11 protein-coding genes and 1 pseudogene are annotated in these 13,034 nt (G+C 63.6%); 6 read left to right on the forward strand and 6 right to left on the reverse strand.

Features of this window, described 5'->3' with window-relative positions; genetic code table 11:
• The first annotated feature begins 461 nt into the window (after window positions 1-461).
• On the forward strand, window positions 462-1,856 hold the full coding sequence (locus SAZ10_RS33270) for a selenium-binding family protein (protein ID WP_318613849.1): 1,395 nt from the start codon (window positions 462-464) through the stop codon (window positions 1,854-1,856).
• 206 nt (window positions 1,857-2,062) lie between these two features.
• On the forward strand, window positions 2,063-2,680 hold the full coding sequence (locus SAZ10_RS33275) for a hypothetical protein (RefSeq protein ID WP_318613850.1): 618 nt from the start codon (window positions 2,063-2,065) through the stop codon (window positions 2,678-2,680).
• Between the two features lie 167 nt (window positions 2,681-2,847).
• On the opposite strand, the gene SAZ10_RS33280 is transcribed toward SAZ10_RS33275, so the two are convergent.
• The 5 genes from SAZ10_RS33280 to SAZ10_RS33300 all read right to left on the reverse strand — a co-directional run bounded on the left by SAZ10_RS33280 (window position 2,848) and on the right by SAZ10_RS33300 (window position 8,322).
• Window positions 2,848-3,846, reverse strand: coding sequence for an ABC transporter ATP-binding protein (locus SAZ10_RS33280; protein WP_318613851.1), 999 nt, complete (start codon window positions 3,844-3,846; stop codon window positions 2,848-2,850).
• Window positions 3,847-3,859: 13 nt separating this feature from the next.
• Entirely contained in the window at window positions 3,860-4,699 is an 840-nt protein-coding gene (locus SAZ10_RS33285; protein WP_318613852.1) for a carbohydrate ABC transporter permease, read from the reverse strand.
• Window positions 4,700-4,963: 264 nt separating this feature from the next.
• Complete coding sequence (locus tag SAZ10_RS33290) at window positions 4,964-5,914, reverse strand: sugar ABC transporter permease (RefSeq protein WP_318613853.1); 951 nt, start codon at window positions 5,912-5,914, stop codon at window positions 4,964-4,966.
• Window positions 5,915-6,108: 194 nt separating this feature from the next.
• On the reverse strand, window positions 6,109-7,368 hold the full coding sequence (locus tag SAZ10_RS33295; RefSeq protein WP_318613854.1) for an ABC transporter substrate-binding protein: 1,260 nt from the start codon (window positions 7,366-7,368) through the stop codon (window positions 6,109-6,111).
• A gap of 30 nt (window positions 7,369-7,398) precedes the next feature.
• Window positions 7,399-8,322 carry an N-acetylmuramic acid 6-phosphate etherase gene (locus tag SAZ10_RS33300; protein WP_318613855.1) on the reverse strand — a complete coding sequence of 308 codons (924 nt, stop codon included), beginning with the start codon at window positions 8,320-8,322 and terminating at the stop codon, window positions 7,399-7,401.
• A 198-nt stretch (window positions 8,323-8,520) separates the two neighbouring features.
• On the opposite strand from SAZ10_RS33300, the gene SAZ10_RS33305 reads away from it, so the two are divergent.
• The 4 genes from SAZ10_RS33305 (at window position 8,521) to nagA (ending at window position 12,637) form a co-directional block, all read left to right on the forward strand.
• Window positions 8,521-9,414, forward strand: coding sequence for an N-acetylglucosamine kinase (locus SAZ10_RS33305; RefSeq protein WP_318613856.1), 894 nt, complete (start codon window positions 8,521-8,523; stop codon window positions 9,412-9,414).
• Complete coding sequence (locus SAZ10_RS33310) at window positions 9,407-10,192, forward strand: GntR family transcriptional regulator (protein WP_318613857.1); 786 nt, start codon at window positions 9,407-9,409, stop codon at window positions 10,190-10,192. The genes SAZ10_RS33305 and SAZ10_RS33310 overlap by 8 nt, the downstream gene beginning before the upstream one ends.
• Entirely contained in the window at window positions 10,192-11,217 is a 1,026-nt protein-coding gene (locus SAZ10_RS33315; protein ID WP_318613858.1) for an SIS domain-containing protein, read from the forward strand. Before SAZ10_RS33310 ends, SAZ10_RS33315 begins: the two co-directional genes overlap by 1 nt.
• 259 nt (window positions 11,218-11,476) lie before the next feature.
• Entirely contained in the window at window positions 11,477-12,637 is a 1,161-nt protein-coding gene (nagA, locus tag SAZ10_RS33320; RefSeq protein ID WP_318613859.1) for an N-acetylglucosamine-6-phosphate deacetylase, read from the forward strand.
• Between the two features lie 292 nt (window positions 12,638-12,929).
• Here nagA and SAZ10_RS33325 read toward each other — a convergent pair.
• A pseudogene (locus tag SAZ10_RS33325) lies at window positions 12,930-13,034 on the reverse strand (IS110 family transposase); the annotation flags it as partial.

The following is a 13,034-nucleotide window of genomic DNA, read 5'->3' on the forward strand; positions in this document are numbered from 1 at the left end:
TGCTCATCGACGGTTGTAGCCGAAGGGGCGTCGGGCGACTTCGCCAAGCCTCGAACCGGATGGCCATCCGGTTCGAGGCTCAGTCGCTTCCATCGCACAGAAATCTTTCCGCGCAGATACAAGGGGCTGCGCCCGACGGTCAAAATCTACCATCGGCGGTGTCAACCGCGGTAGGCGGCGTTCCTTCACCGCAAGATGAATCGGCGTAGAGCCTTTCACCCTATGGCCGTGACAATGTTGCTGCGGATGGAAACAATCCACCCCGGATGTTTCACTTCAGCATGCGACGGCGGAGATTTCTCGAAACAACCCACAACTACGCTGTCGCTGATGCTGTAGGAGGGTCGGGGCAACGAGCGAAGGCGATATTGTTGCGCCGGCGCTCGGATCTGCGAATGCAGACGACATTCCCGGCCTCAAGCTGTAAACTGAGCCAATTGGGGGCTGCCGAGAGGTTTATCATGGCAAGCTGGAGACCCGATCCTTCATTTTATCCCTCGCCGAGAATGGCAGCCAAGGCGCCGGCCGAAGGGCTGGCCTATGTGGCCGCCTTCGATCCCGACCGCAAGAAACCCGACGCGATCGCCGTCGTCGATGTCAATCCGACCTCCTCGACCTATTCGCGGATCGTCGGCCAGGTGGACATGCCGAACCTAGGCGACGAGCTGCATCATTTCGGCTGGAACGCGTGTTCGTCCTGCCTGTGTCCGAATGCGCCGCATCCCCACATGGAGCGTCGTTATCTCGTGGTTCCCGGCCTTCGATCGTCGCGGCTCCACATCATCGACACCAAGCCCGATCCGAGGAATCCGAAGATCGTCAGGGTCATTGAACCCGAGGAGATCGCGGAAAAGGCAGGATATACGCGGCTGCACACGATCCATTGCGGACCGGAGGGGATATACGTCAACGCGCTCGGCAATGCCGAAGGCAAGGCGCCCGGCGGCATATTCCTGCTCGACCCCGATAGCTTCGACGTGCTCGGCCAGTGGGAGATGGATCGCGGCCCACAGAAGCTCGCCTATGACTTCTGGTGGCATCTTGGCCATGACACGATGGTGACGAGCGAATGGGGGACGCCCGACACGTTCGAGAGCGGGCTGATCCCCGAGGTCCTGCTCGGCAGCAAATATGGGCGTCGGCTCCATTTCTGGGACCTGCACAAGCGCAAGCATCTGCAGGAGATCGACTTCGGTGAGGAGCACCAGCTCGTGTTCGAGTTGAGGCCGGCGCATGACCCGACCAAGGCCTACGGCTTCGTTGGCTGCGTGATCAGCCTGAAGGATCTGTCGTCCTCGATCTGGACCTGGTACCGCGAGGGCAACAAATGGGGCGCGACCAAGGTGATCACGATCCCGGCCGAGCCGGCCGATCCCGATCGCCTGCCGCCAGTCCTCAAAGGCTTCAATGCCGTCGCCCCGCTGGTCACCGACATCGACCTCTCGATGGACGACCGCTTCCTCTACGTCTCCTGCTGGGGCACCGGCGACATGATCCAGTACGACGTATCGGATCCCTTCAAGCCGAAGGAGACGGGAAGGGTCCGCATCGGCGGCATCGTTTCCCGCGCCAGCCATCCTGGCGCCAAGAACGGCACGCTGAATGGCGGCCCACAGATGGTCGAGATCAGCCGCGACGGCAAGCGCGTCTACTTCACCAACTCGCTCTACGGACCTATCGACCCGCAGTTCTATCCCGAGGGGATCGACGGCTGGATGGTGAAGCTCGATGTCGGCGAGAATGGCGGCATCAAGTTCGACGAGAAGTTCTTCGTCGATTGGCCGAAAGGCCATCGGCCGCATCAGGTGCGGCTGGAAGGTGGAGACTGCTCGTCCGACTCCTACTGCTATCCATGATGTGCCGGGCACCTGACATGTATGGGCAGGGCAATCGCATATGACACGGAGGACCCCCACTCCGCCTCGCTTCGCTCGGCACCTCCCCCCCTCAAAAGGGCAGAGGAAGGGCGACTGGCATTGCGGCCGGCGCTTCCTCTCCCCCGTCGACCGGGGGAGAGGTGGTGCGCAAAGCGAACCGGAGTGGGGGTCGATCAGGATCTAGCATGTCGCCCTGGCTGATCCTTGCCGGCCTCGGCGCCTTCCATGGCCTGAACCCGGCCATGGGCTGGCTGTTTTCGGTCGCGCTTGGCATGCACCGCAAGAGCCGACGCATTGTCTGGCTCTCGCTTGTCCCGATAGCGCTGGGGCATGCGGCGTCGGTGGCGGCCGTCGTGCTCGCGGTCGCAGCCCTCGGATTGGTCATCGACCAGCATCCGCTGGAAGTGATGGCCGGCCTGCTGCTTATCGCCTGGGCCGCCTACCAGCTGATCTGCGGTCACCGCCATAAAGTCCGTATCCGCATGCAGACGGGTCTCGCCGGGCTTGGCCTCTGGTCCTTTCTGATGGCGACGAGCCACGGGGCAGGGTTGATGCTGGTGCCGGTCGTCATGCCGCTCTGTCTCGCTGCGACGCCGGCGCACGAACTCACGGCCGCAGGCTCGCTGCCGGTGTCCCTTGCGGCTGTCGGCGTGCACACGGCGGCGATGCTCGCCGTAACCGCTGCGATTGCGGCAATCGTCTACGAATGGCTGGATATTGCCTTCCTGCGGCGTGGCTGGATCAACCTCGACTATCTCTGGACCGCGGCACTGACGGCAGCTGGGCTCATCCTCGTGGTCTAGGGCGTGCTGCACAACTCGTTTGACGCAGGCGCTGCCCCTCACCCTCTCCCCGTGAACGACGGGGAGAGGGGATTCTGAGACGTTGCCGCCCCCCTCTCCCCATTCTTACGGGGAGAGGGCAAGGGTGAGGGGCGGCGCCAACGCAAAACCAGAAGACCCCGGCTGCCTTACCTCACCGCCATGCCACGCTCGTCGAAGCGGTAGGTCCGCCCCGCATCCGGCGTGGCATAAAGCGTCGCGCCGGGCTCAGCGCGGTATTCGCCGAAGAGGCGGATGGTGATCAGGCCTGCCTGCTCGGTTTCGAGGTAGACATTGGTGTCGGCGCCGAGATGCTCGGCATGCACGACGGTGCCTTTCCAGGCGCCGCCCTGGTCGGACACTGAGATGTGCTCGGGCCTGACACCGACGGTCCTGGCGCTGTCGCCCAGCCTTGCGCCTTCGATGAAGTTCATCTTCGGCGAGCCGATGAAGCCTGCGACGAATTCATTAGCCGGCGAATTGTAGAGCTGCATCGGTGCGCCGACCTGTTCTATTCTGCCGGCATTGAGCACGACGATCTTGTCGGCGAGCGTCATCGCCTCGACCTGATCATGCGTGACATAGATCATCGTCGCCTTGAGCTCGCGATGCAGCTTGGCGATCTCGAGGCGGGTGTTGACGCGCAACGCCGCATCGAGATTCGACAGCGGCTCGTCGAACAGGAAGAGCTTTGGCTCGCGCACGATGGCACGGCCGATCGCGACGCGCTGGCGCTGGCCGCCCGAGAGCTCGGCCGGGCGCCGCTCGAGATATGGGTCGAGCGACAGCATGGACGAGGCGGCAGCGATGCGCTTGCCAATGAGGTCGGCCGGCGCGCCGGCCTGCTTGAGGCCAAGCCCCATATTGTTGCGCACCGAGAGGTGCGGATAGAGCGCATAGGTCTGGAACACCATGGCGATGCCGCGGTTTGCCGGCGGCACCGCGCTCACTTCCCTGCCGTCGATCTTGACGCTGCCCGAAGTCGCGTCCTCCAGTCCGGCGATGACACGCAGCAAAGTTGACTTGCCGCATCCCGAGGGGCCGACAAAGACAACGAACTCGCCGTCCTTCACGTCGAGATCGATTCCTTTCAGCACGTCGACCTTGCCGAAGGACTTTTTGATGTTTTCGAGCTTCAGCGAACCCACGAGAGTCTCCTTCTCACTTCACCGCTCCCGATGTGATGCCGCGGATCAGTTGCCGCGAGAAGATGAGATAGAGGACGAGCACCGGCAGGATCGCCAGCGAGAGCGCGGCAAGCACCGCGTTCCAGTTGGTGACGAACTGACCGATGAAGATCTGTGTGCCGAGCGTGATGGTCTTGGTGTTCTCGGCCGGCGCCAGGATCAGCGGGAACCAAAGGTCGTTCCAGATCGGGATCATGGTGAAGACGGCGACGGTCGCCATCGCCGGGCGCACCAGCGGCAGCACCAGACGGAAGAAGATGCGGTATTCGGAAAGGCCGTCGATGCGGCCGGCATTCTTCAGGTCGTCCGAGACCTGCTTCATGAACTCCGACAGGATGAACACCGAAAGCGGCAGACCCTGCGCCGTATAGACCAGAATAAGCGCGGTAAGGGTGTTCACCAGACCGCTGGCCACCATCAGCTGCAGGATGGCGACGGTGCCGAGCCGGATCGGGATCATGATGCCGAGCGCCAGGTAAAGGCCCATAAGCGTGTTGCCGCGGAAGCGGTATTCGGAAAGCGCGAAGGCGGCCATCGCGCCGAAGAGCAGCACGAAGAACAGCGATGCGACGGTGACGATCAGGCTGTTCTGGAAATAGGCGAAGAAGTCGCCCTGGCTGAGCACGGTCGTGTAGCCGATCAGGTCGAATGTCTTGGCGGTCGGCGGAGCGAGCGGCGAATTGAAGATCGCGGCGCGCGATTTGAACGAGTTGACGATGATGACCAGCACCGGGAAAAGCGCGATCACCGTGTAGAGGATGAGGACCGCATGCGCCGCGATCGTGCGGGCCGGGGAGGAGCGCGCCTGGCTCATGGGTGCGCCTCATGGGGATGGTGGCGCCCTGCACACCCCTCATCCGTCTCGGCGCTTTGCGCCGATCCACCTTCTCCCACAAGGGGAGAAGGGGGAGACTGGCATTTAGCTCGCCGCAAATCTCGAACTTCGGAGATTGGCAGTGACCTATGTGCAGCGCTCCCCCTTCTCCCCTTGTGGGAGAAGGTGGCTCGGCGCGCAGCGCCGAGACGGATGAGGGGTACTCCAGAAAGCGCTGCGGAAACCATCAGCATCCCCACCCCCTCAGAACTGATACCGTCTCAGCCGCGTCTGCACGGCGAAGAGATAGAGGCACACGCCGGCGAGAATGATGAAGAACATCATCGAGGCGATCGTTGCGCCCATGTTCGGGTCGCCGAGCTGCAGCTGGAAGCCGAAGAAGGTGCGGTAGAGGAAGGTGCCGAGGATGTCTGTCGAGAAGTTCGGGCCGGCCAGCGCGCCCTGCGCCGCGTAAATCAGGTCGAAGGCATTGAAATTGCCGACAAAGGTGAGGATCGAGATGATACCGATCGACGGCAGGATCAGCGGCAGCTTGATTTTCCAGAATTGCGACACGCCGGTGATGCCGTCCATCTCGGCCGCTTCGATCACCTCGTCGGGGATCGACAGCATGGCCGCGTAGATCAGCATCATCGGGATGCCGACGAACTGCCAGACCGAGATCAGGCTGAGCGTGGTGAGCGCATATTCCTCCTTGCCGAGCAACGGCACGAACAGGCTCTTCAGGCCGACGAAGCTGAGCAGATAGGGCGCCACGCCCCACAGCGGCGACAGGATCAGTTTCCAGACGAAGCCGACAATGACGAAAGAGAGGATCGTCGGGATGAAGATCGCGGTGCGATAGAAGGCGCGCAGGCGCAGCTTCGGGTTGGAGAGGAGGGCTGCAAGCAGAACGCCGATCGGGTTCTGCACCAGCATGTGGATGATGAAGAACCAGCAATTGTTCCAGAGCGCGTTCCAGAAGTTCACCGACCAGCGCGGATCGCCGAACAGGGTGCGGAAATTATCGAGGCCCACAAAGACCGGCACCCGGTCGACCACTCGAAACAGGGAAAGCTGCAGCGTGCCGAACAGGGGCACGATCATGACCAGCGTATAGACGAGCACCGCCGGCGCCAGGAACACGGCGATGTGCCAGCGCGTCGCCTTTTTCTCTCCGATCAGCTCGTCTTGTGCGGTCAGCTCGACAGTCATCGAATATTGCGCGGTGTCGGATGTTCAGCCAAAACTTTACGCGATGGTGCTGCCCCTCATCCGCCTGCCGGCACCTTCTCCCCGTAAACGGGGAGAAGGAAGATGCGGCGACGCCGACGCCCCCTCTCCCCGTTTACGGGGAGAGGGTAAGGGTGAGGGGCAGCGCCAACGAGCGCGATCAGATCCAATCCAACTTACTTCTTCGGCTTGAACCAGCTGTCGAGGCCTTCCTGCAGCTTCTTGGCTGCAGCCTCGGGCGTCTCGGTGCCGTTGATCACGTTGGCCGAGCGGACCCAGGTCTCGTTCTCGAGGTTCGGCGTACCGCGCGACAGGATCTGGTAGGTCGAGCGGATCGTCGACTTGCAGTTCTGCCGCCACGAAACGAATTCCTTCGCGAGCGGATCCTGCATCTCGACCGGCGTGTTGGACAGGCTGAAGAAGCCGGGCAGCGCGTTCGCGTAGATCGACGCGAATTCCGGCGACGCGACCCAGGACAGGAAGGTCTTTGCCGCGTCCGCATTCGGGCTCTTGGCGTTGAGGCCGATGCCGATGTCGGTGTGGTCCGAGATATAGCAGGTGTCACCGGCTTTCTTCAACGGCGGCGGGAAGGCGCCCATCTTGAACTGCGCCTGCGTGTTGAAGCCCGAAATCTCCCAGGAGCCGGCCGGGTAGATCGCGGCGCGGCCGAGCGTGAACAGGTTCTGGCTGTCCGGATAGGCCTGCGCCTCGAACCCGTCGCCGAGATAGGGCTTCCACTTGGCGAGCGTGGCGAAGGGCTCGACCCATTGCGGGTCGGTCAGCTTCTGCTCGCCCTTGATCAGCGCGGTGCGGCCCTCCTCGCCGTGCCAGTAGTTCGGGCCGATGTTCTGGTAGCCCATGGTCGCGGCTTCCCAGAGGTCCTTGGTGCCCATGGCCATCGGGATGTAGGTGCCGTCGGCCTTGATCTTGTCGAGAGCGGCGAAGAACTCATCCTCGGTCTTGGGCGGCGTGATGCCGAGCTTGTCGAAGGCATCCTTGTTGTAGATGAAGCCATGGATGACTGAGGCCATCGGCACGCAGAAGGTCGACTTGCCGTCGTCGGTCGTCCAGGCGGACTTCGCCACGGCGGAGAAATTCTCCATGCCTGGCAGCGAGGTGAGGTCGGCGAGCTGGCCCTTCTTGAAGAGCTCGAGCGAGGCGTCGAACGGACGGCAGGTGATGAGATCGCCGGCCGAACCTGCGTCCAGCTTGGCGTTGAGCGCTGCGTTGTACTCGGTCGGAGCGGAGGGCGAGAATACCACCTTGATGCCGGGGTTCTTCGCCTCGAAAGCCGGGATCAGCTTCTCCTGCCAGATCGCAAGGTCGTCGTTGCGCCAGCTCTCGATGGTGAGCGTCTTGTCCTGAGCGGCGGCATAGCCCACTGTGGCGAGCATGCTGGACGCCATCAGAAGCGTCGTAAGTGTAGCTCTTGTCATTCCGGTTTCTCCCTGTTGCATGTTGCCCGTTCAAGTTCCCCGTCGACTGGAGCGGGCGCTCCTGTCGAGTTCTGCCAAGGCTTGGCGCAGGTTGCCGTCGGCGCCGTCCAGCAGGCTTTTGGCCATGCCGAGATTGCCGGCGCCGGCAGCAAGCAGCACGGCTTCCTTGACCGCGCCGCCGCTCATTTCGAGATGATTTGCGGCCGCATTCTCAGGCTCACCCGAGATCGCCGCGACGATACGCGCTGCGCGCGACCGCAGCTTCTTGTTGTCTGCCCTGAGGTTGATCATGTAGCCGTCATGCACATGGCCGAGATGGATAGCAGCCAGCGTCGACATCATGTTCAGGGTGATTTTTTGGGCCGTCGCCGCGCCGAGCCGCGTCGATCCGGCGATGATTTCCGGCGGCGTCGGCAAAAGGACCGCTATGTCAGCGAGGGAAATGAGCGGCGTGCCTTCATTGTTGGCGATGCCGACTGTGGCGACGCCCGCCGCCTTCGCTTTCTTCAGCGCGGCGACGGCATAGGGCGTGGTTCCGCTCGCCGAAAGCGCGATGAGACAATCGCCTTTGCCGATGGCGGCTTGCGCCACGTCGTGGGCGGCCTGGCCCTCATCGTCTTCAGGCGCGCCGGGCAGGCTCAAGAGCTTCGATGCGCCCTCGGCGAGCAAAAGCTCAATGCGGTCGCGCGCGATGCCGAACGTGCCGGGAAGCTCGAGTGCGTCGGCAACCGCCATCAGGCCGGAGCTGCCGGCTGCTGCGTAAGCGATGCGGCCCTCCGCGCGCAGTGTGTCGGCTATAAGGGTTGCAGCCGCGGCGATCGGCTCGAGAGCGGTAAGGACGACAGAAGCGGCGTCGAATTGCGCCGTCGCGAGAAGGCGGAGAATGGTCTCAGTCGGCTGCGTGTCCAGCCCCGCGGCATGCCGATGCGTCTGTTCGGTGCGGGTCGCCGCCATCTTTCCTTCTCCCATTTGAAGAACAATACCAAAAAAATACCACTTGTCCAGCGCGCATTAACGAATTTGTTCGCTGATGGACCGGCAGGGCATAAAATATCTAGTTGTTACAGGCGGTTACTGCGGTAACGATGCGGGCATGAATTAACGCTTGGCTAATGGTATTTTATTGGTATTATCAGCTTGGAGGATTTCGGCGTGACTCTGGTAATCGGCATCGATGGCGGCGGCACCAGTTGCCGGGCGGCGCTCGCGACGGCAGGCGGTGAGATCATCGGCCGGGGCAAAAGCGGTGCGGCCAACATTCGCACGGATCTCACGGGAGCCCGCGCCAGCATCGTCGAAGCGGCGCGGCTGGCCTTCACGGATGCAGGACGAGATCCCGACCTGATCGCCCAGACGCCGGCATTGCTTGGGCTCGCCGGCAGCAATGTCGGGACATACCGGCAGCAATTGGAGGCCATTCTTCCCTTCAGCAGGAACGTGGTGACGAGCGATGCTCTGATCGCGCTCGAAGGTGCGGTCGGCACCGGCGACGGCGCGATCGCCGTGCTCGGCACAGGGACCGTCTACATGGTGCGGCATGGCGGCAAGGTCCGCTCCGTTGGCGGCTGGGGCTTCCTTGTCGGCGACCAGGGCAGCGGCGCCCGCATCGGCCGCGACCTCCTGGAAGAGACGCTGCTCGCCTATGACGGGATCGCCGAGGCGTCCGATCTGACGCGGGCACTGCTTGCCGTCTTTCGCAACGAGCCGCGCGACGTCGTCGAGTTCACCACTACGGCCAAGCCGGGCGATCTCGGCGGCTTCGCGCCGATGGTCTTCGACCATGCCGCCAAGGGCGACGCCGTCGCCGAAAAGATCCTGGGGCGTGCGATCCACTTCATCGAGGAGTCGCTGCGCGTGATGAAACTCAGGCCCGGCGACCCGCTCTGCCTGCTCGGCGGCCTTGCTCCGCTCTACGAGCCGCGGCTTCGTGCCGATGTGCGGTCGCTGATCAAGCCGCCTCTGCAGGACGCATTGGGCGGTGCGATCAGCATGGCGCTGCGCCTGTTCGCCGAAGGAGACCAGGGGAAGGCGGGGTCGCATGGCTGACGCCGCCGAGGAGATCTTTGCAGCCGTGCGGGCCGCTGCCAACAACGGTGCGCCGCTTTACCTCCAGCTGAAGAAGTCCATCGAGGACGCCGTGCGCCGCGGCATCATCGGCCCGGGCGATGCGCTGCCTTCGGAGCGTGATATCGCCGCAAGGGCCGATGTCTCGCGCGTCACCGTACGCAAGGCAGTGCAGGACCTTGTGAAGGGCGGCATACTCGTACAGAGGCACGGTTCCGGTACGTTCGTTGCGCCGCGTGTCGAGCGCGTCGAGCAGTCACTGTCGCTACTCACCTCCTTTACCGAGGACATGGCGCGGCGCGGCATGACAGTGCGCTCGGAATGGCTCGATCGGGGTGTCTACGCGCCTTCGCCTGAAGAGATGATGGTGCTCGGCCTCTCCTCCACCGACATGGTGGCGCGCATCTCGCGCCTGCGCATCGCCAACGATACGCCGCTCGCGATCGAGCGTGCATCGCTGTCGTCGAGCGTGCTGCCGGACCCGCGCACGATCGATGCTTCGCTCTATGCGACACTGGAGAAGACCGGTAATCGGCCCGTGCGCGCCATGCAGCGCATTTCCGCGGCCAACCTCGGCGAGGCCGATGCACGGCTCCTGCAAGTACCCGTTGGCTCGGCGGGCCTCAACATCGAGCGCATCTCCTATCTTGCCACCGGCAAGGCAATCGAGTTTACGCGCTCTATCTATCGCGGCGACACTTATGATTTCGTCGCCGAACTGAGGCTGGCAAGCCCGACCGAACAGGCAGGAGCGCGTTAATGACAATGACCCATATGAAGCGGGAGATCGCCGAGATCCCTGAGGCGACCGCCCGGCTCTTCGATCAGTCCGGCACCGCACTGGCCGAGGCGGGCGCGGCGCTCGGCGCGCTCGACCCGGCTTTCTTGACCACGGTTGCGCGCGGCTCGTCGGACCACGCGGCCGCTTTTCTGAAATACGCCGTCGAGCTTGGCGCTGGGCTGCCGGTCGCATCGCTTGGCCCTTCGATCGCCTCCATCTACGGCGCGAAGCTGAAGCTTGCGAAATCCGCCAGCATCTCGATCTCTCAGTCGGGCAAGAGCCCGGACATCGTCACCATGGCCAAAGCGGTGCGCGACGGCGGGGCTTTGACGATCGCGATCACCAACACGGCTGGCTCGCCGCTCGCCGAGGCATCACACCATGCGATCGACATACGCGCCGGTGCCGAGAAGAGCGTGGCCGCCACCAAGACCTTCGTCGCCTCGGCGGTGGCCGGGCTTGCGATCTTCGGCCAATGGACCGGCGACAAGCAATTGCTGGCGGCGCTCCGCGATCTGCCGGAGCATTTCTCTCGCGCCATCGACTGCGACTGGATGGGGGTCGCCGCCGCGCTCGAGACGCACAGCTCGCTTTTCATCCTGGGCCGCGGCCCCTCGGCCGCGATCGCCAACGAGGCGGCGCTGAAATTCAAGGAAACCTCGGGTCTGCACGCCGAAGCCTATAGCGCGGCCGAGGTGATGCACGGACCGATGGCGTTGGTCGGCAAGGGCTTTCCTGTTCTGGCGCTTGCTGCGCGTGACAGATCCGAGGCGTCCATGGCCGAGGCCGCTGATGCTCTGGCAGGAAAGGGCGCTGCGGTGTTCATCACCTCGGACAAGGCGAAGAACGCGACAGCGCTGCCCTTCGCCGCAACCGGCCATCCGCTTACCGATCCGCTGGCTTTGATCGTGTCCTTCTATAGCTTCGTCGAAGCCTTCGCCCGCCACCGCGGGCTCAACCCCGACGAGCCGCGGCACCTGCGCAAGGTGACGGAGACGTTGTGATGATTGAAACACGGGCAAAGCTCGGCCTTCGCTGGCGGCCGGCGCATACTTTGCAAAGTTGGCGCCGCCCCTCATCCGACCCTTCGGGCCACCTTCTCCCCGTAAACGTGGAGAAGGGACGAGCGGCAACGCCGATGCCCCCCTCTCCCCGTTTACGGGGAGAGGGTAAGGGTGAGGGGCAGCGCCGACTTGGCGAGAAAGGGCGAAGAGGCGAATCGAGCGCATCCAGTGGAAGCGCCGCTTACCGGGGGCCGCTGTCATGAGCGGCCGCTTTGCGATCACCGGCGCCCGCATCTTCGACGGCGACGCGTGGCACGATGATGCGGCGCTTGTCGTGTCGGGCACAGACGTCGAGGCAATCGTCCCGGCGCGGAAGGTGGAGGCAGGCATCGAGCGCGTTTCTGCCGACGGTGACATGCTGGCTCCCGGCTTCGTCGACCTGCAGGCCAATGGCGGCGGCGGGTTGCTGATCAACGACAAGCCAGACATCGAGACGATCCGCACCATCTGCACCGCGCACGCGCCGTTCGGCACGACTGCGCTGCTCGTCACGCTGATCACCGATACGCCCGAGCAGACAAAAGCGACGATCGCGGCCGGCATCGAAGCAGCCCGGCGAGAGGTGCCGGGCTTCCTCGGCCTTCATCTCGAAGGTCCGCATCTGTCGATCGGGCGCAAGGGTGCGCATGACCCTGCGCTTATCAGGCCGATGGATGATGCCGACCAGGAGATGATCATCGCCGCGCGCCGGGAACTGCCGGCATTGCTCACCACCGTCGCCCCCGAGACGGTCGAGCCGGAGCGCATCAAGGCGCTTGCCGAAGCGGGTGTAATCGTCAGCCTCGGCCATTCCGACGCGACCTATCGCGTTGCAAGCGCGGCAGCAGACGCTGGCGCGACGATGGCGACGCATCTCTTCAATGCCATGAGCCAGATCGGCAATCGCGAACCGGGGTTGGCAGGTGCTGCCATCGACATCGGCACGCTCAATGCCGGGCTGATCGCGGACGGCATCCATGTCGATCCCGCGACCATTCGCATCGCGCTACGCGCCAAGCGCGGGCCGGCGAAGCTGTTCCTCGTCACCGACGCCATGGCGGCGATCGGCACCGACATGACCTCGTTTACCTTGAACGGCCGCACCATTCACCGCAAAGACGGCAGTCTCAGGCTTGCCGACGGCACGCTCGCGGGTGCCGACCTCGACATGATCTCGGCAGTGCGCTTCATGCATCGCATGATCGGGTTGAAGCTCGGCGAAGCGCTGCGCATGGCCACGCTCTACCCCGCGCAAGCAATGGGCGTCACGGCCCGGCACGGGCGGCTGGGCAAGGGCACAGCCGCGGACATCGTGCAACTCTCCGGCGATCTCGCGGTGCGGTCGGTGTGGCTCGGCGGCGAGAGAGTTTATGGCGCGTAGCGCTGCAAGGGTTTCTGGGGTCGAGGCGCCGAGAGCCCCCCTGCTTCTAGAGCGTTCTGAAAATCGCTTGCATCGGGAATGCGCGACACCAACGGCTTAAAGATTTCACGTTGGTGCTGCCCCTCATCTGCCTGCCGGCATCTTCTCCCCGTAAACGGGGAGAAGGACGCTCTCGTCATTGATTTCGCCAATCGCCGACGTTGCAGAATGGGCGCCCTCAATGCGGCCGGCGTACTTCTCCCCGTTTACGGGGAGAGGTGCCCGGCAGGCCGATGAGCGACTATCTGACGTGTCAAGTTGCATTAGCGAACTCGATGCGCGCATCGCGTGCTTTTGCATTGAGGATGACGAGCAGCTTGCGGGCGAGCGCGATGCGGATGACCATCTTCTCTTTGCC

The organism is Mesorhizobium sp. BAC0120 (genome assembly GCF_033542235.1).
Classification (GTDB): domain Bacteria; phylum Pseudomonadota; class Alphaproteobacteria; order Rhizobiales; family Rhizobiaceae; genus JAWRCU01.